Below are 16,540 nucleotides of genomic sequence, written 5' to 3'. Positions count from 1 at the left end.
ACTTGGGAAGGGAGTCGGGCATGACCGAAAAGGACTTACTGGCAAGCATTCGCGCGCTCACTATCAAGAATCTTGGCGTGGCGATGGCGCATCAGGCCGCGCTCGGGGCCATCGTGTCAGGTCTATCTGCAGAGCAGCGTCAATCTCTTTCTTCCACATTTCGTACTGCTGCCGAGTCTGCTCTTTCTCAGCTAGACGACGGGCCATTCTCGGAAGAACTGCGCGCAGCAATCGCCGACTCCATGAACGGACTGATTCGCGAAGCCGAGAGGGAATAGATGGGTCAGACATTGCCGGCCTCCGCAGGCTGGGGCTCGGGGGTGGTGGGTTCTTGGGTGGGGGCCAGTGGTGCACCAGCAAGAAATATCTCTGGGTGGGCGACTTTCACGTGCGCGGGAATGCCTCGCGTCATCCAGTTGGAGACCCGGTTTGTTCCCCAGCGCCCATAACCGAGCATTCGGGCCAGCTTTGCCGGCCCCCCATAGTTGAGAATTAGCGTGCGATCGTCATCCATGCCAATATTACACACCATGTGTGATAACCGGTCAACACATCATGTGAAACAACATCGCGTGTGGTCGAGGCAACATCACCGCATGGAGAAAATGCATAAGACGACGGCCCGCCTCTTCGCCGCCATTGAGGATCGATATCCAGGGGAAGCGGTGACGTCCAAAGTGGCCGCCAAGATGAACGTTGCCGACAATCGGGTCACGAACTGGAAGGCTCGAGGGATCAGCTTTGAGGGTGCCGTGCAGGCCGAAGTGGTTTTTGGAATCCCGGCAGCCTGGATCATGTACGGCCAACAGCCGCTGCAAACGGATCAGTGGCCGTTCGATAAATGGGTGAGGAAGGAAGAAATAACCGCTCTGTCGGAAGCCGATTTGGGCTATGTTGCGCACAGCATAAGGGCAGCACTCAACGACATCAGTCGGGCCCAAGGTTCCAAAAGCGCGATCAAAAGATCATCTTAAGTTGATCTGGTCGGATGGTTTTTTTTGGAATGGAGGTAATAAAAAGTGAAAGGTGTATGCAGACTGTTGGTGACGGCCGCTCTTCTTGCTGCGACGAGTCACGTGCACAGCCAAGTGATAACAGAGGATATGATAGGGAAGGAAAGGCGCGGGAGTTGGTCCAGCTATGCCCTGGGCAAAGGGAAAGATCTGGTGCTTCGGGCGTTCTCAGTCGCCACGCACACAACCACGGGCTTGGCCATCGATATGGCCCCCGAGTCATGTGGCACCAATTTGTCGTTCATATTTCCTTACGACGCCCCGCTTGATCGCGATCTGGAAATGCAGTCTGTGCAGATAGACGCGCGGATCGATTCTGGCGGTATCTTTTACCTGCTGGGTATGACTAAGGGAACCATGGGTGACGAGTTCGGCATCATATATCTGAACGCCACAGATCGGTACAGCGCCTTGATAGACGCCATGCGGGCGGGGAACACTGTTAGGTTCAAAATATCCAGATCGAGCGGGGAATACATTTCGACAGAAATTTTTTCATTGTCTGGGCTGACGTATAGCCTGAATCGAATCGGTGCGGCTTGCGGCGAGATCAGCTCTGCAGCGAGCCGAGGCGCACCAGACGCCAATCTGCCGCGGGTTCCTGCCAAGCCCGAGCGGGGGCTAAAAAGCCTGCTTTACAGGCCGTGATCAGAGCCCCACTTCGGGGCAACATCCAGCTGTAATCAGGTCAAGTTACAATTTAATCACACATCATGTGTGATTTTTCTTGACCTTCGATCACACATGATGTGTAATTCTCCCATCGCCTCACCAAACGAGGCAGTCCACCGAGACAGGGAGACCACCATGAACCCACGCCTCACACTCGCCCGCCGCCGGGCCCTGCACCCGGGGTACGTCCGGGCCACAGCGGCCAAGCTCGACACCCCCGCCGAAATCTACGCGTACCCCGCCGCAGCTCGGCGCGAAGCCGCGAAGGCCTGGCGCGCACCGAAAGTGCCGGCCACGCCCAGTGCGCCCGAGCCGGTGCCGTCGCTGCGCTGGTTGCCTGCGGCCTACGGCGTTGTGCTGCTCGCGGTCTGGGCGGCCGCGGCCAACATCACTCCGGGAGCCTGACATGGAATCCAATCACACGCCGGGCCCCTGGCACCTGGACGACTCCGTGCGCCCCGTCCGCGTGGTCGCCGACGGCCTCATCATTTGCGAGATCCCGCCCCATGCGGCGGGGCTGGACATCGACATTGGCCGCAGGATCGCGGCCGCGCCTGGGCTGCTGGAAGCCCTGAAGCTCGCCCGCGCCTACCTGTCCAAGTGCCCGCCCCACGGCGAGGACATCACCGGCACCGAATGGGGGCGCGTGATGGATTTGTCCGGCGCAGCGATCAATAAAGCCGCGGGAGGCGAATCATGATCCTCGCCGCCCACATCCAGGGGATCCCCTGCAGGGTGCGCGTCACCCGCTATTTTCACCAGCCGGCGATGGGCTACTGGGCTGACAGCCCGGACGACTGCTACGGCTACACCGAGGTCGAGTTCGAGGTCCTGGATGGCCGCGGCAGGCGGGCGCCATGGCTCGAGCGCCGGATGCTGAGCGAAGACCGCAACGTCATCGAGCAGGAAATCATCGCGGCCAAGGAGCGCGAGCGGCAGGACGCCGAGATTCAATCATTTTCCGAATGGGGAGCATACGCATGAACGAACTGACCACTGGCGAACGTTTCAGCCTGACGCCGCAATCACTCGACGAGGCCATGCGCTTTGCCGAGATCCTGTCCGAGTCGACCATCGTGCCGAAGGACTTCGCCCGTAACCCGGGCAACATCCTGGTCGCCATCCAGTGGGGCATGGAGTTGGGTCTGCAGCCGATGCAGGCCATGCAGAACATCGCCGTGATCAATGGCCGCCCATCGCTCTGGGGTGACGCCGTGCTGGCCCTGGTGCGCAGCTCGCCGCTGTGCGAGTACGTGCGCGAATCGGATGACGGCGAAACGGCGACCTGCCGCGTCAAGCGCCGCGGCGATGAAGAGCATGTCAGCACGTTCAGCATGAGCGATGCGAAGACGGCAGGCCTGGCGGGCAAATCGGGACCTTGGGCTCAATACCCCAAGCGCATGCGCCAGATGCGGGCGCGCGCCTTCGCGCTGCGCGACGTCTTCACCGACGTGCTCAAGGGCATTCCAGTCACAGAAGAACTCATGGACGCAGCTCAGGAGCGTGACATGGGCGCGGCCGAACAGGTCGCTCAGCCAGCGGCCAGCGCTCCCGCCGCCCTACCCGACTACACCGAATCCCAGCTCAAGGAAAATCTGGACGCTTGGCGCGATGCCATCGAGGCCGGCAAGGCCACGGGCGAACGGATCATCAGCATGGTCAGCAGCAAGTACACGCTGACCGAGGACCAGAAGCGCGCCATCCATGACTTGGAAAGGCCCGCCTTTGGCCCTGCTACCGCCCAGGCGAAGGACCCGTTCGTGGCCGAAATGGAACGCGCTGAAAAGGAGCAAGCACAGTGAAAATTCACAACCTGATCCAGGGCAGCCCGGGATGGCTGGAGTTCCGCCTGAACCGCCATGGCGCCAGCGAAGCCGCCGCAATGCTGGGCGTGTCGACGAAGGTCAAGCGCTCCGAGCTGCTGCGCATGAAGGCCACCGGCCTGCCGCAGGAATTCAGCGACTGGGTCCAGCGCTACATCCTGGACTACGGCCATGAGGTGGAGGCCCTGGCGCGCCCGATTGTCGAACGCATGATCGGCGAGGATCTGTACCCGGCCACATGCTCGAATGAGGACGTCGGCGGCAACCTGTCGGCCTCCTGCGATGGTCTGACGATGCTCGGCGACACCGTCTTCGAGCACAAGCAGTGGAATGAGGAGTTGGCCGAATCGGTGCGCGCCGGCGTGCTGCCCGAAGAGCACAAGCCGCAGACCCAGCAGCAGCTGCTCGTGACTGGCGCCGCCAAGGTGAAGTTCGTCGTGTCGGACGGGACCGAGGTCAACATGGTCATGATGGACGTCTACCCCGAGCTCGAGTATCAACGCCGGATCGTGGATGGCTGGCGCCAGTTTGATGAGGACCTGGCCAACTACGCGCACGAACCCGCTGCCGATCCGGTCACCGCTCAGGCCCAGGAGGCTCTGCCGGCCGTGTTTGCTCAGGTGTCGGGGTCGTTGTCAGTGTCGTCCAACCTGGATCTGTTCGGCGTGGCTCTGCGCGCTTTCGTCGATCGCATCCCCAAGAAGCCCGAAACCGACCAGGAGTTCGCCGACACGGAAGCCGCCTGCAAGCGGTTGAAGGAAGCCGAGGATCGGCTGGCAGCCGCCGAGGATTCCGCGTTGGCCAGCCTGACCAACGTCGAGAAGATGCGCCGTACTGTGGCCGACCTGAAGGAACTGGCTCGCCAGACGCGCCTGGCCAGCGAAAAGTTGGTCAAGGCTCGCAAGGAAGCCATCCGCACCGAGATTGTCGTCCAAGCCCGCCAGGACATGACGGCTCATGTCGCCAGCCTGCAAAAGATCATCCCCGAGGTCAAGCTGGCCGTCGCCATGCCCGATTTCGGCACCGCCATCAAGGGCCTGAAAACGCTGTCGAGCATCCGAGACGCCGCTGCCACCGCGCTGGCAAACGGCAAAGTCGAGGCCAATCAACTGGCCACCGACATCCGCGCCATGCTCGATTGGTTTGCCGAGAACGTGCCCGAGGAGTACCGAGGCCTGTTCCGCGATCTTGACGATCTGGTGACGATGGCCCCCAAGCACTTCGAGGTGACGGTGTCCGGCCGGGTCGAGCAACATAAGGCCCAGGAGGCTGCGCGCCTGGAAGCAGATCGCGAACGGATCCGGAAAGAAGAACAAGCCAAGGCTGAACAGCAGCTTCAAGCGACACCACAGCAAGTCGCGCAGCCAACACCGCTGCATGGTGCGCATGGCGTGGTCGCCTATGAGGGGAACGGCCTACCGCGCCAGCCTTCGCCTCAGCCCGATGAGCCAGCCACCTTGTCGCTCGGTGCGATCAACACCCGCTTGGCTCCTATCGGCCTGACGGCTGCCGGACTGGCTGAATTGGGCATCACTCACTCGGCCACCCATAAGGCCGCAAAGCTCTATCGGGAAAGTGATTTCGATCGGATCTGCGCGGCCCTTATCCAGCACATCGAAGCCGTCCACCAGACAGCAGCAGCGTAGAACCTGCCCCCCCCGGGGGAGAGGGGACGCCGCCGATGATCCAGGCGTGACAGCTGGCAGAGACCGCAATACCAAATACCAGGAGATGGAAATGGACACCAACATCATTGCCAAGCCGATCATTGTCATGGACTCGGTCGAGTCCTCGCAAGTTGCCGCTATCGGCCACGACCCAGCAACCAACACGCTTGCCATTCGGTTTCCCAAGAACCGGCGCGGCGTAAGCAGCGTCTACCACTACGCCAACTTTACCGCCGAACAATTCGAGGCCTTCAAAGCCGCCCAATCGAAGGGTTCGCACTTTGGCAAGTTCATCAAACGCTGCCCTGATCAGTTTCCGTACGAAAACGTGACGGAGCTGTATGCGGCCAAGGCAGACGAGATTGCGTAATGGACAAATTCACCTACTGCGGCCCCGCTGTGATCCGCCATCTGAACATCCGCAAAGAAGGCCCAGAAGAGGACAAGATCCTAGCCGTGGACATCAAGTTCCAGTGCACGGCTCCGTCGACCATGTTCGACTTCTTCGATAGCGACTTGCGCAGCGTCCTCTACACGGACATCGGTGCCGTCAAGAACACCGCCATCAAGCCAATCGAATTCACCAATACGGTCATGAATTGCGATCTGACGGTGCTGGGACGCCGATACGGCAGCGTCGAGGTCGGCAAGTTCAGCCTCAAGCCGAAGGATGACCACAAAGTCGAAATGATCTTTGGTACCAGCGTCCAACCGACCGGCGACGAAGTGGCGCAGCTGTCGGAATTTGTCGCCGACGAAGTCGATATCCGCATCGAGCCGCAGCCGGAGCTGGACTTCGGCGCCACGGCTTAGATCAACGGGCATCAAGGGCGCGGCGGCACCGGTCTCCTCCCTCACAACCCGCTGCCGCGCCTGCCCACCTATTTCAGAGCATAGACATGAAAGGATCACCACACACCATCGCATCAGGCCTCCGGATAGCCATCCCTTGCCCGCTCAGCACGAATCAGTTGCTCGCAAAGTGCAGGGGCGTGGCTTCTGGCCTCAGCAACAGACGCAAACAAGTGGGGCGACTCCATCACTGCCCCGTTGCCTGCGACGGCCCGGACCCGATACCCGCCGTCATCCTTCTTGATCTGCGCGATGCAAGCCCATCCTTCTGCCAGCACCCTTCCCATTTCGCCCCAAGCCCGAGGGTCAAAGTCTTTCTCCATATCAGCGCTCCTAATGTGGTTAAACGCACATCCATGATCGCTCATATTTGGGCCAAAACCAGGGTGGGGGATCTTGATGAAAGCCAAGCGGAAATCCTTATTTAAAGAACTTGTTTGCTTAACAAACTTAGTTAATTAAGAGAGCGAAATATTGGAGATTGAGATGAGCGAATACCCCATCGAATCCAAGCCGAGCGCACCACGAGACGGCGGGCCCGCATTCCCCACGAAAGGCCCTGACAACGGCGTGTATGGAGCCGGGATCAGCGTCCGGGATTACTTCGCATCCAAGGCGCTGCAGGGTCTGTGCGCGAATCCCGGAGGCCCGTTCCAGCGAAGCGACCGATGCGGCTGGGAGATCGTCAATTGCACGGTGTCCCAGGTTGCCGAGGAAGCCTATGGACTGGCCGACGCCATGCTTGCAGCCAGGGAGCGGACATGAGCACCCAACGCGGCACCACAGCCACATACAAATGCGCGAACTGCGGCGATCCGTTCATCGCCCGCACTGCCGACCGCAAGCGCGGCTGGGCGCGGTTCTGCTCGAAGTCCTGCAAGGCAATCAAACAGGAAAAGCGCACCGGCCAACATGCGGCGCACAAGATGAGCGAGGCGGGCGAATGTTTCCCGTCCCATGCTGATGGAGAAGTCCAATGAGCACCGAAGCTTATCCACTCGAAGACATAGCGGAAATCACGCTGAGCGTTTGGCACAGAGATATTTCATCCGACGACGCGACCAACCAGATCACTGATCTGATAGATGCATACACCGCTGCCAATGCGCGCGAGGCGCTTGAGGCGGCGGCCCAGGCCTGTGAGGCGCTGAAATCCATGCGCGCGTATCTGTCCAAATGCCCGCCCCACAGCGAGGACCGCACAGGTGCCGAATGGGGGCGCGTGATGGATGTGTCGGGCGCGGCCCTGGCCCGGGCTGGAGGGAAGTCATGAGCCTGTTCGCCGACGTCTGCTGGCGCCACTGGCCGAAGGCCTGCACTTGCCCGCCGTCCGCCGACGAAATCGAGCGGATGAAGTCCGACGTTTTCCTTCTGGGCCGCGAGGTCCAACGCGAGAACCGGCGCGCCCGCGAATTTTCCGAGGCTCTGGCCGATCTGGTGCGGGCTGTGTGCCGGGCGCGTGATGTGCGGATGGCCGACGGCGGCGAGGACAACGTACCAGCGGACATCCAGGCACTGGCCGAGCAGGCGAAGCAAGCCGCTGATCTGTTGCGCGAGGATCGCAACCAGGACCGCGTGACCGAACTTATGAAGCGCATCGAGGGGAAATCATGAGCAAGAAATCTCGCCAGAAGCGCCAGAAGCCATTTCGCGACTACCCCATTCCAGGCCAGGACGAGGAATAGACAAATGCAGCCACCGATATCTCATAACGAGCTTGTGAGCCTGATCACCTATGACCAAGAAAGCGGCACTACCCCCCCCGATTTGGCTCGCTGGCTCGTAGAAACAGCCAGGCGGTGCCGCGTGAATGAAATGGAGGTCGCATGACCATCAACACACAGAAGCTGGCACTGCAAGCACTCGCTGGGCACGGACACGTAAAGCCAAGGCCAGACGGGGTTCGGGCGCGATGCGGCGGCCCTGCTATTTGCCGGGTCTGCCAGCAAGAAAAAGCACAGTTGGAAATGTCTCAACGGATGGATCAAGCCCTCCATCCACTAGACGGCCAGCACATCAATCAGGGCAGCGTAGATGCCGCCGCAGAAGCATACGAGCGCGACTTCCTGCAAGCCAAGATCGACGCCCAGTCAGCAGAGATAGCGCGATTGCGCAACATGGCCTGGACCAACGGCGACATCCTGAAAGAGTCCCAGGCCGAGACGGTGAAGCTACGCGCGGAACTTGCTCATTTGCGAGCTGTGCTGTCTCAAGCGCTTATGGCGCTGGAGGGCTACTTGCCGAGCCATCGAAACGACGTGACGGATCGCGCTATTGCTGTCGCCCGCGCCGCCCTATCAGGAGAATCCAATGGATGACAAATATGCTGACCTGCGGGCCGCGCTGGATGACGGGTGGGTGCAATCGATCCACCCTGACACAGTGCGCGCCCTGCTGGCCGATTACGACCGGATGCGGGATGCGCTCACGACGATCAAGGAATGGCCCATCACTAGCCCACTGAATATGGACGCCTACAACATGCAAGTCGTCGCGCATGCCGCACTCGAACAGGAGGGGTCATGACCACCCTGAATTACGACACCACAGACCCAGACAAGATGCGCCTGCCAGCAGGCAAGACGTGCGGCGATTGTGTGCACATCCGCCGCTGCAAAGCGATCTTCGGGCACACCGAAACCGACACGTATTGCGATTGGTCGCCGTCTCGATTCCAGCCCGCACATGAACAGGGAGGCAGCAATGCGAACGGTAATCGTTGAAGTGAAGAACGACATCCTGGGCGATGGCGTGTTCTGGCGCGGCCCGGAAAATTTAATCGAGGAAATCCACAACCTGCCAGCCCGCATGCTTGCCCGCAGCGTGGTCGCCACCGGAAAACCGGCGCAAACAGGGATGTGGCATGTGCGTATTGAGGAAGGCCATCATGACAACCAAGACTGAAATCACCCTGCCACTGCTGCCGCAGCCGTGCGGACAGATCGGGGAATACGCCGATGAAATGGGCGATGCGTTCGACGTGGGGCAGATGCAGGATTACGCCCGCGCCGCAGTCGAAGCCGACCGCAAGCGCAGGGGTGAGCCGGTGGCATGGCCGAAGGTCAACGGCGTGGGGCGCGACGCCGAACATGAGCGAAGCCTCGTAATCTACTTCGCCAGCGAGCCAACCGACGACCAGTTGCGGTCAGTATATGAATTTCTCAAAGACCCACAACCCGCCGAGCCGGTGAAGGTGCCGAGTGACGAACATTTGATAGGAACAGGGTGCTATCAGACCGTCATCGAACGCCATAGCCAGCCTGCCGCAAGCGTGGGGCCGGTGCCGGACATTCCTGTCGGATGCGAAATGACGCGCAACTGGTCGGTCACGGTGTGCGCCGAAGGGACAGACATCCTCACACTCTCGTCCGAGTATGTCGCAGGCGTCGCAGACCTGGAACCGTGGTATTCGACGATTCGCGGCTGCGCTCAGCATCTACTATCGTTCGTCGGGGACGCCGCCTCTGTAGCACAGGAGCCGGTGTCCATCATGGAGCGCTGGCAGGACGGCGACGACAGAAACATGGTATCGCGCGTAGATACAACCGCCCCTGTTGCCGCCCAGGCGCAGCACGACGAACTCAAATCTGTTCTCGCAGCGGCGCGTCAAACGGGATGGTCATTCGAAAAGCGCGCGGATGGCATCACCTATATGGTCCCGCTGGTCGTCGGGGACGCCCGCGCAGCGAAGGGGCAATCATGAGCGTAATCATCTTTTTGGTGGGCCTGGTGCTGGGCATTTGCTTCTACGCGATTGCGCGGTGGATTGAGTATTACGTCGAGACCCGGCGCGAGGATCGGCGGCGGTTCACGCATCACGAACGGAGGTGAACATGAAACGGTGCTTCAACACGGCGGAAGCCATGGAGTATCTGGGGGTGCGCCGAAAGTTCTTCACCCAGAACATGGCACCGCTGCTGGAGGGGAAGGGCGTTCGGGCCGGGACATCCATCGTCTACGAAAAAACGGACCTTGATGCCGCGTGGGATCGGTATAAACTGAGTGCCGGCAGCGAACGCACCAGCTCTGATAAAGGAACACAGATATGGGACGTTCAAAACAAACCGGCATCTACCCGGAACCGGACGGCAGCTACTCGGTTGACGCCAGGTGTTGCGGGCAGCGGATTCGCCGCCGTGGTTTCGATGGCTACACGCAGGCAAGCGAATACCTGATCGGCCAGAAGGCTGCAATCCGCGCGGTTTATCGAGACGGTGACCGGATCGATATGACCCTTGAGCAAGGGGCGATCCGGCTATTGCAGGACAAACTTGATCGGGGCATGCCATCGGTCGCAACCGACGCGTTCATGCTCAAGCCTTTGGTGGAAATGCTCGGCTCTTTAACACTGCGAGACATCAGCAATGACACCCTGGCGCCTTTCATCGAAAGACGAAGGGCCCAGGGCATGAAGGCTAAGACCATCAACAATGCGTTGACGGTCGTGAACCGGATCTGCAATCTGGCGGCCACATCCTGGCGCCTACCAAATGGTTTGACTTGGCTGGCCTCGGCCCCCAAGGTCGATCTGCTCGAGCTGGATGACCAGCGTCCCCCGCGGCCAATTACCTGGGCCGAGCAGGCGCGGCTCATGCCTCACCTGCCGGAACACCTTCAGCGGATGGCGCTGTTCGTTCTGAACACCGGAACGCGGGATGACGTACCGTGCAGTCTGGAATGGTCTTGGGAGGTTCCCGTGAAGCTATCCTCTGAGCTTACGGTATCGGTGTTCGTGGTGCCACGCCGACACGTGAAGGGGCGCAAACAGGAACGCATCGTAGTCTGCAACAGCGTTGCCCAGGAAATCATCGAATCTCAGCGCGGTCGGCATTCGGATCGTGTTTTCACGTGGTGCCGGAAGACGAAGCCAGACAGCACGACGGTCCCCAAACATCAGCCGGTGAGCAGGATGAGCAACACAGCGTGGCAGCGGGCCAGAAAGGACGCTGGACTGGACGGTCTGCATGTCCACGACCTGCGACACACAGTGGGTATGCGATTGCGCCATGCAGGGGTTTCTGAGCGCACCCAGGACGATATCCTGTGGCACTCAAAAAAGGATATGACGAGCCACTATTCAGTAGCCCAGATCCGAGAAATCTACGACGCTCTGGAGTTGATATCGAGGGAAAGTGAGCAGGGGGAAACGCTCAACCTGTTGGCATTGATGCGCCGCCACCAAATGAAGGTGTTTACCCAAAATTCACCCAGGCAAAGAAAAACCGCCTAAGGGGGCGATCCTTAGGCGGTCTCCAACCAATTGACTTCATTGGTGAATTTCTGGCGCGGCTGGCAGGATTCGAACCCACGACCCCTTGGTTCGTAGCCAAGTACTCTATCCAACTGAGCTACAGCCGCAAAAGAGGCGTAACTATAGCATGCTTTTTTTGCCCTGTCATATGGGTGATCGGGATGCCGTCTGTCAGCGCGCGCGCCGGCGGGGCTGGCGGCTGACGCAAGGGTGGCCGTCGGCGTAGAAGCGCAGCGGCTTGGCCGCCCACTCGCCGGCGTAGTCCACGCCGATGCGCGGGCTGCGCGCGATGTCGTAGCCATGTCCCAGGCCGTCGTCGGCCAGGTATAGGCTGTCGCCGCACAGATCCCGGCCGTAGTGTGCCAGGCTGATGCCCAGCGCCTTGCACAGGCGCCCCGGGCCGTTGGTGGCGCAGGGCAATGCCGTGACCGGCTCGAGGGCGCGCAGCAGCACCGCCGTGCCGCTGCCTTCGGGCCCCGCCACCACGTTCATGCAGTGGTGCATGCCATAGACCAGATACACGTAGGCGTGGCCGGGCGGGCCGAACATGGCGCGCGTGCGCGGCGTGGGGCCGCGCGCGGTGTGGGCGGCCAGGTCGCCCGGCCCCAGGTAGGCCTCGACCTCGACGATGCGGCCGATGCGCGCGTCGTCGCCGTCGTGATGGACCAGGAGCTTGCCGATGAGGGCCTGGGCCAGGATCACCGCATCCCGATCGTAGAAGTCGCGGGGCAGTTTCCGCAAGCCGTCGGCTGCGATGTTCATGGCTGCGTCACCGCCTGTGCAAGGCGGTCGAGCAGCCGGGCCTTGTCCGCCAGCGGCAGGAAGCTGGCCTGGAGGCTGTTGCCCGCCAGTGTCGCCAGTTCGTCGCGATCCAGGTCCAGGGCGGTGGCGCTGGCCATGTAGTTGTCCAGGATGTAGCCGCCGAAGTAGGCGGGATCGTCCGAGTTCAGCGTCACCATGGCGCCTGCGCGCAGCAGCCGGGCCAGGTTGTGCCGGCTCAGGTCGTCGACCACCCGCAGCTTGAGGTTGGACAGGGGGCACACCGTCAGCGGAATGCGGCGGCGGATCAGTTCGGCGAGCAGCGCCGGATCCTCGTCGCTGCGCACGCCGTGGTCGATGCGCTCGACGCCCAGCGCGTCGAGGGCGCCGCGGACGTATTCGGGCGGCCCTTCCTCGCCCGCGTGGGCCGTCAGCCGGAAGCCCAACTGGGCGCAGCGCGCATAGACGCGGGTGAATTTTTCGGGGGGATTGCCGCGCTCGCCGGAGTCCAGACCGATGCCGGTCCACAGGTCGGCGTACGTCTCGCGCAACGGCAGGGCCTGTTCCAGCGTCCGCAGGGCATCCTCCTCGGACAGGTGGCGCAGGAAACTCAGCAGCAGCACACTGGTAAGGCCCAGGGTGTCGCGGGCCTCGCGCAGGGCCGAGGCCAGGCCCGCGAACACGGTCTGGATCGGGATGCCGCGCGCGGTATGCGTCTGCGGGTCGAACATGATTTCCGCATGGACGACGCCGTCGGCGTGCGCCCGCGTCAGGTAGGCGGCCGCCAGGTCGTGGAAGTCCTGCTGCGTGCACAGCACGCCGGCGCCCGCATAGTACAAGTCGAGGAAGGACTGCAGGTCCGTGAACTGATAGGCCTCGCGTACCGCCCGCACGTCGGCGTAGGGCAGGCGCACGCCGTTGCGCGCGGCCAGCTCGAACATCATTTCAGGTTCGAGCGTGCCTTCGATGTGCAGGTGCAGCTCGGCCTTGGGCAGTGCGCGCAGCCAGCCGCGCAGGGCGGCCTGGTCCTCGGTGGGGTCGGTGGGCATGGGGTATCCGGTGTCTGGCCTTTGCGATCATTATAGGCACCTGGCCCGGCCGCGGCGGCGCTCAGCCGGGCCCGGCGCGCCAGGCCGCGAGCGCGACAAGGACCCAGGCGCCGATCAGGAGGACGCCGCCCACCGGCGTGATCGCGCCCAGCGCGCGCATGCCCGACAGGGTCAGGATGTACAGGCTGCCGCTGAACACCAGGACGCCGCCCAGCATCAGCCCGCCCGCCCAGGCCGCCAGGCCGGGATCCAGAGCGCGCGCCAGCGCTGCGAGCAGCAGCAGGCCCAGGCCGTGGATCACCTGGTACAGGACGGCGGTTTTCCAGACCTCGAGCAGGTCCGGGGAGACGAGGCGTTTGAGGCCGTGCGCCCCGAAGGCGCCGGCCGCGACGCCCAGCGCCAGGAGGAGTGCGCCGGTGATGATCAGGGTCCGGATCGACACGAATGGGCTCCGCGTATGTGAGTAAGGGTGGTCAGCCCGCTGGGCTGTGCCGGAGGGCGGCGAGGCGGCTCGTGGCCGGGCTGCGTGCCGCGGGTATGCCGCCGATTGTAGCCCCCGGGGCCCGGGCTCGGCGATGGCCCCGGCCGATGAACGCGGGTAGACTGGAGAGATCCGGCGGCGCCGGACACAGACTTTGACGGAGGCGACCATGTCCGTGGATGACAGGATGCCGCGCACGCCCGAGGCCGACAATCAGGTGCCCGACCTCAAGGACTACAACCTGTACCTCAGCGACACGGCCCTGCGCGACGGGGTGCGGCGCGAGGGGGCCGGCGACCACGAGGCCCGGCTCGAGGCCTATGGGGCGCAGCTGGGCCGCGCCGAGACCATGGCGCTTGCCCATGCGGTCAATCGCCATGGCCCGGAGCTGCGGGCCTACGACCGGCGCGGCGTGCGCATCGACCGGGTCGATTTCCATCCCGGGTGGGCGGATTTCATGGGCATGGCGTTCGCCCAGGGCATGCATTGCAGCGCCTGGTCGCACGCCGGGCCCGGCGCCCACGTGGCCCGCGCGGCCTGCTATCTGATGCATGGCCAGGTCGAGGCCGGATCGCTGTGCCCGACCACCATGACCTCGGCGGCCATTCCGCTGCTGGCACGCGAGTCCTGGTTCGATGCTTTGCGGCCGTTGCTGTACGCGCGCCGCTTCGACGGCCGCGATCGGCCGCTGGCGGACAAGGCCTCCATGATGGTCGGCATGGGCCTGACCGAGCGGCAGGGCGGTTCCGACCTGCGCGGCAGCACCAGCCGCGCCGTGGCGGCGCCCGAGGGCGGCGGCTGGTACCGCCTCAGCGGCCACAAGTGGTTCTTTTCCTCGCCCACGTCCGATGCGCATCTGGTGCTGGCCCGCGACGAGGAGGGCTTTGGCTGTTTCTACGTGCCCCGCTGGCTCGAGGACGGCCAACGCAACGGCGTGCGCATCCAGCGTCTCAAGGACAAGCTCGGCAATCGCTCCAACGCCAGCGCCGAGGTCGAGTTCGACGATGCGCTGGGCCGCCGGGTGGGGCCGGCGGGACGCGGCATCCGCACCCTGGTCGAGATGGCCGCCTATACGCGGCTGGATTGCGTCCTGGGCAGCGCCGCCCTGTTGCGCCAGGCCGTGGTCCAGGCGGTCCACCATGCCCGTCACCGCAGCGCCTTCGGGCGCCCGCTGGCCGCCCAGCCCCTCATGCGCCAGGTGCTGGCCGACCTCGCCCTGGAATCGGAGGCCGCCACCGTGCTGGCCTTGCGCCTTGCCGGCGCCTTCGATGCGCCCGAGGACGAGGACGAGCACGCCTTGCGCCGCATCCTCACGCCGGCCGCCAAGTTCTGGGTGTGCAAGCGCACCGTCGAGGCGGCGGGCGAGTGCATGGAGGTCTGGGGCGGCAATGGCTACATCGAGGACGGTCCGATGGCGCGCCTGTACCGCGAGGCGCCGGTCAATTCGATCTGGGAGGGCTCCGGCAACGTGATGTGCCTGGACGTGCTGCGCGCGGCCAGCCGCGCGCCCGAGGCCGCCGGTCGGGTGGTCGCCGGCCTGGCGGCGGGCCATCCGGGCGAGCCGCTGGTCCAGGCCGCCGCCCGGCGGCTGCTGGATGCCTTGGGCCGCCCCGACGACGAGCAGCAGGCGGCGGCCCGCTATACTGCGCAAGACCTCGTCTTGCTGGCGCAGGCCGACCTGCTGCTGCGCCATGCGCCGGACTGGCTGGCGCGCGCTTTTGTCGACAGCCGCCTGGGCGGCGAGGGCGGGCGCGTGTACGGCGCGCATGCGGTGGCACTGGCCTCCGATGCGCTGTTGCAGCGGGCCTGGCCGGATTGAATGGAGCACTACTTTATGGATGGACGGCGCAGGGCCGCCGCCTGGCGGCGCATTCGCCGCGGGACCGCCGGATGGTTGCTGGCCGCGGGCCTCGCCGCCGGCCTGGGCGCGGCGGCCTTCGGGCTGGGCGCCGAGGACGCGCCGTCCGCAGGCACCTACGCGCTCGCCGGGCGCGTGGTCGACGTGGCCGACGGTGACACCCTGACCCTGCTCGTCGGCCGCAATCGCGAGCGCATCCGCCTGGCCAGCATCGATGCGCCCGAGACCTCGCACGGGCGCGAACGCCCCGGACAGCCCTTCGGCCAGGCCGCGCGCAAGGCGCTGGCCGGCCTGATCGCCGGCGGTACGTACACGCTGGCCTGCTACGAGCGCGACCGCTATCGGCGGCATGTCTGCGACCTGCCGCTGGGCGAGGGCGAGACCGCCAATCGCCGCATGGTGGCCGCCGGCATGGCCTGGGCCAATATGCAGGGCGGCGGCAAGTACATGCGTGATCCGGACCTGCCCGGGCTGCAGGATCATGCCCGCGACCGACGCCTGGGGCTGTGGGCCCAGCCCGGCGCAATCGCCCCCTGGGAGTGGCGCTGGCGCTGCTGGGCGGCCCTTGAATCCGGCAACGCCGCCCCCATCTGCTGACCATGGCACTCAAAGTATTCGACCTCTCGTGCGAGCACGATCATCTCTTCGAAGGCTGGTTCGCCTCGCTGGAAAGCTATGAGGACCAGGCCTCGCGGGGGCTGGTCCGCTGTCCCGTCTGCCAAAGCGCGCAGATCACCCGGCGCGTCTCGGCGCCTCACCTGAACGTCAGCCACCTGAAGGCCCAGCGCGAGGACGCCCCATCGGTGCCCGCCGGCCGCGCGTCGGTCATGGCGCCCTCGGACGGGCAGCTCGCCCACCTGCAGGCCGAGGTGCTGCGCCACATCCGCCGGATCGTCAGCCAGTCCGACAACGTCGGGGCGCGTTTCGCCGACGAGGCGCGGCGCATGCACGAGGGCGAGATCGAGCATCGCGCGATCCGCGGCACGGCCACCGCCGAGGAATGCCAGTCATTGGTCGAGGACGGCATTTCGATCATGCCGATTCCCGATATCCTCGACGACGACCGCCTGCAGTAGTCTTGCGGTTGCGCGGCCATGAAAAAAGCCAGGCATCGC

General features: G+C 63.7%; 28 protein-coding genes and 1 tRNA gene. 24 read left to right on the top strand and 5 right to left on the bottom strand.

The window, feature by feature from the left end:
- Positions 1 to 20 precede the first annotated feature (20 nt).
- The 10 genes from OOZ48_RS09905 (at position 21) to OOZ48_RS09860 (ending at position 5,988) form a co-directional block, all read left to right on the top strand.
- Positions 21 to 278, top strand: coding sequence for a hypothetical protein (locus tag OOZ48_RS09905; RefSeq protein ID WP_269497778.1), 258 nt, complete (start codon positions 21 to 23; stop codon positions 276 to 278).
- 327 nt (positions 279 to 605) lie between these two features.
- Entirely contained in the window at positions 606 to 974 is a 369-nt protein-coding gene (locus OOZ48_RS09900) for a hypothetical protein (RefSeq protein ID WP_269497775.1), read from the top strand.
- 102 nt (positions 975 to 1,076) lie between these two features.
- Positions 1,077 to 1,661, top strand: a complete 585-nt coding sequence (locus OOZ48_RS09895) for a hypothetical protein (RefSeq protein WP_269497774.1) — start codon at positions 1,077 to 1,079, stop codon at positions 1,659 to 1,661.
- A gap of 159 nt (positions 1,662 to 1,820) precedes the next feature.
- Positions 1,821 to 2,090: a hypothetical protein gene (locus tag OOZ48_RS09890; RefSeq protein WP_269497771.1), complete on the top strand. Its 270-nt coding sequence runs from the start codon at positions 1,821 to 1,823 to the stop codon at positions 2,088 to 2,090.
- 1 nt (position 2,091) lies between these two features.
- Positions 2,092 to 2,385: a hypothetical protein gene (locus OOZ48_RS09885; protein ID WP_269497768.1), complete on the top strand. Its 294-nt coding sequence runs from the start codon at positions 2,092 to 2,094 to the stop codon at positions 2,383 to 2,385.
- Complete coding sequence (locus OOZ48_RS09880; RefSeq protein WP_269497765.1) at positions 2,382 to 2,669, top strand: hypothetical protein; 288 nt, start codon at positions 2,382 to 2,384, stop codon at positions 2,667 to 2,669. The genes OOZ48_RS09885 and OOZ48_RS09880 overlap by 4 nt, the downstream gene beginning before the upstream one ends.
- The gene (locus tag OOZ48_RS09875; protein ID WP_269497762.1) at positions 2,666 to 3,487 is read left to right on the top strand and encodes a hypothetical protein; all 822 of its coding nucleotides are present in this window, start codon (positions 2,666 to 2,668) and stop codon (positions 3,485 to 3,487) included. Before OOZ48_RS09880 ends, OOZ48_RS09875 begins: the two co-directional genes overlap by 4 nt.
- Positions 3,484 to 5,154 (top strand): YqaJ viral recombinase family protein, encoded by a 1,671-nt coding sequence (locus tag OOZ48_RS09870; protein ID WP_269497758.1) that lies wholly within the window; start codon positions 3,484 to 3,486, stop codon positions 5,152 to 5,154. Before OOZ48_RS09875 ends, OOZ48_RS09870 begins: the two co-directional genes overlap by 4 nt.
- Before the next feature lie 91 nt (positions 5,155 to 5,245).
- Positions 5,246 to 5,545: a KTSC domain-containing protein gene (locus OOZ48_RS09865; RefSeq protein ID WP_269497754.1), complete on the top strand. Its 300-nt coding sequence runs from the start codon at positions 5,246 to 5,248 to the stop codon at positions 5,543 to 5,545.
- On the top strand, positions 5,545 to 5,988 hold the full coding sequence (locus OOZ48_RS09860) for a hypothetical protein (protein ID WP_269497751.1): 444 nt from the start codon (positions 5,545 to 5,547) through the stop codon (positions 5,986 to 5,988). Before OOZ48_RS09865 ends, OOZ48_RS09860 begins: the two co-directional genes overlap by 1 nt.
- Before the next feature lie 113 nt (positions 5,989 to 6,101).
- Here the strand turns inward: OOZ48_RS09860 and OOZ48_RS09855 are convergent, their stop codons facing one another.
- On the bottom strand, positions 6,102 to 6,437 hold the full coding sequence (locus tag OOZ48_RS09855) for a hypothetical protein (RefSeq protein ID WP_269497748.1): 336 nt from the start codon (positions 6,435 to 6,437) through the stop codon (positions 6,102 to 6,104).
- A gap of 76 nt (positions 6,438 to 6,513) precedes the next feature.
- Here OOZ48_RS09855 and OOZ48_RS09850 point away from each other — a divergent pair, with 76 nt between their 5' ends.
- The 11 genes from OOZ48_RS09850 (at position 6,514) to OOZ48_RS09800 (ending at position 11,257) form a co-directional block, all read left to right on the top strand.
- Positions 6,514 to 6,792 (top strand): hypothetical protein, encoded by a 279-nt coding sequence (locus OOZ48_RS09850; protein ID WP_269497746.1) that lies wholly within the window; start codon positions 6,514 to 6,516, stop codon positions 6,790 to 6,792.
- A complete protein-coding gene (locus tag OOZ48_RS09845; protein WP_269497743.1) occupies positions 6,789 to 7,007 on the top strand; it encodes a hypothetical protein in 219 nt (72 codons plus the stop codon). Before OOZ48_RS09850 ends, OOZ48_RS09845 begins: the two co-directional genes overlap by 4 nt.
- Positions 7,004 to 7,300 (top strand): hypothetical protein, encoded by a 297-nt coding sequence (locus tag OOZ48_RS09840; protein ID WP_269497741.1) that lies wholly within the window; start codon positions 7,004 to 7,006, stop codon positions 7,298 to 7,300. Before OOZ48_RS09845 ends, OOZ48_RS09840 begins: the two co-directional genes overlap by 4 nt.
- On the top strand, positions 7,297 to 7,641 hold the full coding sequence (locus tag OOZ48_RS09835; RefSeq protein WP_269497738.1) for a hypothetical protein: 345 nt from the start codon (positions 7,297 to 7,299) through the stop codon (positions 7,639 to 7,641). The genes OOZ48_RS09840 and OOZ48_RS09835 overlap by 4 nt, the downstream gene beginning before the upstream one ends.
- A gap of 212 nt (positions 7,642 to 7,853) precedes the next feature.
- A complete protein-coding gene (locus OOZ48_RS09830; protein WP_269497735.1) occupies positions 7,854 to 8,345 on the top strand; it encodes a hypothetical protein in 492 nt (163 codons plus the stop codon).
- On the top strand, positions 8,338 to 8,553 hold the full coding sequence (locus tag OOZ48_RS09825; RefSeq protein ID WP_269497732.1) for a hypothetical protein: 216 nt from the start codon (positions 8,338 to 8,340) through the stop codon (positions 8,551 to 8,553). Before OOZ48_RS09830 ends, OOZ48_RS09825 begins: the two co-directional genes overlap by 8 nt.
- Positions 8,550 to 8,750 carry a hypothetical protein gene (locus OOZ48_RS09820; protein WP_269497728.1) on the top strand — a complete coding sequence of 67 codons (201 nt, stop codon included), beginning with the start codon at positions 8,550 to 8,552 and terminating at the stop codon, positions 8,748 to 8,750. Before OOZ48_RS09825 ends, OOZ48_RS09820 begins: the two co-directional genes overlap by 4 nt.
- Entirely contained in the window at positions 8,731 to 8,931 is a 201-nt protein-coding gene (locus tag OOZ48_RS09815; RefSeq protein ID WP_269497725.1) for a hypothetical protein, read from the top strand. The genes OOZ48_RS09820 and OOZ48_RS09815 overlap by 20 nt, the downstream gene beginning before the upstream one ends.
- Positions 8,915 to 9,730: a hypothetical protein gene (locus tag OOZ48_RS09810; protein WP_269497722.1), complete on the top strand. Its 816-nt coding sequence runs from the start codon at positions 8,915 to 8,917 to the stop codon at positions 9,728 to 9,730. Before OOZ48_RS09815 ends, OOZ48_RS09810 begins: the two co-directional genes overlap by 17 nt.
- Positions 9,727 to 9,858 (top strand): hypothetical protein, encoded by a 132-nt coding sequence (locus OOZ48_RS09805; RefSeq protein ID WP_269497720.1) that lies wholly within the window; start codon positions 9,727 to 9,729, stop codon positions 9,856 to 9,858. Before OOZ48_RS09810 ends, OOZ48_RS09805 begins: the two co-directional genes overlap by 4 nt.
- A 214-nt stretch (positions 9,859 to 10,072) precedes the next feature.
- Positions 10,073 to 11,257: a tyrosine-type recombinase/integrase gene (locus OOZ48_RS09800; RefSeq protein ID WP_269497717.1), complete on the top strand. Its 1,185-nt coding sequence runs from the start codon at positions 10,073 to 10,075 to the stop codon at positions 11,255 to 11,257.
- 51 nt (positions 11,258 to 11,308) lie between these two features.
- Here the strand turns inward: OOZ48_RS09800 and OOZ48_RS09795 are convergent.
- The 4 genes from OOZ48_RS09795 to OOZ48_RS09780 form a co-directional block, all read right to left on the bottom strand.
- Positions 11,309 to 11,385: transfer RNA gene (locus OOZ48_RS09795), tRNA-Arg, on the bottom strand.
- A gap of 64 nt (positions 11,386 to 11,449) precedes the next feature.
- Positions 11,450 to 12,040 (bottom strand): DNA-3-methyladenine glycosylase, encoded by a 591-nt coding sequence (locus OOZ48_RS09790; protein WP_269497714.1) that lies wholly within the window; start codon positions 12,038 to 12,040, stop codon positions 11,450 to 11,452.
- Positions 12,037 to 13,086 (bottom strand): adenosine deaminase, encoded by a 1,050-nt coding sequence (locus OOZ48_RS09785; RefSeq protein WP_269497711.1) that lies wholly within the window; start codon positions 13,084 to 13,086, stop codon positions 12,037 to 12,039. Before OOZ48_RS09785 ends, OOZ48_RS09790 begins: the two co-directional genes overlap by 4 nt.
- Before the next feature lie 61 nt (positions 13,087 to 13,147).
- Complete coding sequence (locus OOZ48_RS09780; RefSeq protein ID WP_269497708.1) at positions 13,148 to 13,528, bottom strand: DUF423 domain-containing protein; 381 nt, start codon at positions 13,526 to 13,528, stop codon at positions 13,148 to 13,150.
- 208 nt (positions 13,529 to 13,736) lie between these two features.
- Between OOZ48_RS09780 and OOZ48_RS09775 the strand changes: the two genes are divergently transcribed.
- The 3 genes from OOZ48_RS09775 to OOZ48_RS09765 are packed head-to-tail and all read left to right on the top strand — an operon-like array spanning position 13,737 to position 16,501.
- Entirely contained in the window at positions 13,737 to 15,386 is a 1,650-nt protein-coding gene (locus tag OOZ48_RS09775) for an acyl-CoA dehydrogenase family protein (RefSeq protein ID WP_269497705.1), read from the top strand.
- The gene (locus OOZ48_RS09770; protein ID WP_269497702.1) at positions 15,387 to 16,022 is read left to right on the top strand and encodes a thermonuclease family protein; all 636 of its coding nucleotides are present in this window, start codon (positions 15,387 to 15,389) and stop codon (positions 16,020 to 16,022) included.
- Positions 16,023 to 16,024: 2 nt separating this feature from the next.
- Positions 16,025 to 16,501, top strand: a complete 477-nt coding sequence (locus tag OOZ48_RS09765; protein WP_269497699.1) for a DUF1178 family protein — start codon at positions 16,025 to 16,027, stop codon at positions 16,499 to 16,501.
- Positions 16,502 to 16,540: the final 39 nt, after the last annotated feature.

It is taken from the genome of Castellaniella sp. S9 (assembly GCF_027257175.1).
Lineage (GTDB): Bacteria > Pseudomonadota > Gammaproteobacteria > Burkholderiales > Burkholderiaceae_B > Castellaniella.
This window is presented reverse-complemented; position numbering and strand designations above follow the sequence as displayed.

Coding starts and splice junctions, on each gene's coding strand:
- OOZ48_RS09885 (WP_269497768.1), top strand. CDS start 2,092: ATGGAATCCAATCACACGCCGGGCCCCTGGCACCTGGACGACTCCGTG.
- OOZ48_RS09830 (WP_269497735.1), top strand. CDS start 7,854: ATGACCATCAACACACAGAAGCTGGCACTGCAAGCACTCGCTGGGCAC.
- OOZ48_RS09875 (WP_269497762.1), top strand. CDS start 2,666: ATGAACGAACTGACCACTGGCGAACGTTTCAGCCTGACGCCGCAATCA.
- OOZ48_RS09900 (WP_269497775.1), top strand. CDS start 606: ATGCATAAGACGACGGCCCGCCTCTTCGCCGCCATTGAGGATCGATAT.
- OOZ48_RS09765 (WP_269497699.1), top strand. CDS start 16,025: ATGGCACTCAAAGTATTCGACCTCTCGTGCGAGCACGATCATCTCTTC.
- OOZ48_RS09835 (WP_269497738.1), top strand. CDS start 7,297: ATGAGCCTGTTCGCCGACGTCTGCTGGCGCCACTGGCCGAAGGCCTGC.
- OOZ48_RS09890 (WP_269497771.1), top strand. CDS start 1,821: ATGAACCCACGCCTCACACTCGCCCGCCGCCGGGCCCTGCACCCGGGG.
- OOZ48_RS09860 (WP_269497751.1), top strand. CDS start 5,545: ATGGACAAATTCACCTACTGCGGCCCCGCTGTGATCCGCCATCTGAAC.
- OOZ48_RS09815 (WP_269497725.1), top strand. CDS start 8,731: ATGCGAACGGTAATCGTTGAAGTGAAGAACGACATCCTGGGCGATGGC.
- OOZ48_RS09770 (WP_269497702.1), top strand. CDS start 15,387: ATGGAGCACTACTTTATGGATGGACGGCGCAGGGCCGCCGCCTGGCGG.
- OOZ48_RS09880 (WP_269497765.1), top strand. CDS start 2,382: ATGATCCTCGCCGCCCACATCCAGGGGATCCCCTGCAGGGTGCGCGTC.
- OOZ48_RS09845 (WP_269497743.1), top strand. CDS start 6,789: ATGAGCACCCAACGCGGCACCACAGCCACATACAAATGCGCGAACTGC.
- OOZ48_RS09825 (WP_269497732.1), top strand. CDS start 8,338: ATGGATGACAAATATGCTGACCTGCGGGCCGCGCTGGATGACGGGTGG.
- OOZ48_RS09850 (WP_269497746.1), top strand. CDS start 6,514: ATGAGCGAATACCCCATCGAATCCAAGCCGAGCGCACCACGAGACGGC.
- OOZ48_RS09810 (WP_269497722.1), top strand. CDS start 8,915: ATGACAACCAAGACTGAAATCACCCTGCCACTGCTGCCGCAGCCGTGC.
- OOZ48_RS09805 (WP_269497720.1), top strand. CDS start 9,727: ATGAGCGTAATCATCTTTTTGGTGGGCCTGGTGCTGGGCATTTGCTTC.
- OOZ48_RS09800 (WP_269497717.1), top strand. CDS start 10,073: ATGGGACGTTCAAAACAAACCGGCATCTACCCGGAACCGGACGGCAGC.
- OOZ48_RS09775 (WP_269497705.1), top strand. CDS start 13,737: ATGTCCGTGGATGACAGGATGCCGCGCACGCCCGAGGCCGACAATCAG.
- OOZ48_RS09820 (WP_269497728.1), top strand. CDS start 8,550: ATGACCACCCTGAATTACGACACCACAGACCCAGACAAGATGCGCCTG.
- OOZ48_RS09840 (WP_269497741.1), top strand. CDS start 7,004: ATGAGCACCGAAGCTTATCCACTCGAAGACATAGCGGAAATCACGCTG.
- OOZ48_RS09905 (WP_269497778.1), top strand. CDS start 21: ATGACCGAAAAGGACTTACTGGCAAGCATTCGCGCGCTCACTATCAAG.
- OOZ48_RS09790 (WP_269497714.1), bottom strand. CDS start 12,040: ATGAACATCGCAGCCGACGGCTTGCGGAAACTGCCCCGCGACTTCTAC.
- OOZ48_RS09785 (WP_269497711.1), bottom strand. CDS start 13,086: ATGCCCACCGACCCCACCGAGGACCAGGCCGCCCTGCGCGGCTGGCTG.
- OOZ48_RS09865 (WP_269497754.1), top strand. CDS start 5,246: ATGGACACCAACATCATTGCCAAGCCGATCATTGTCATGGACTCGGTC.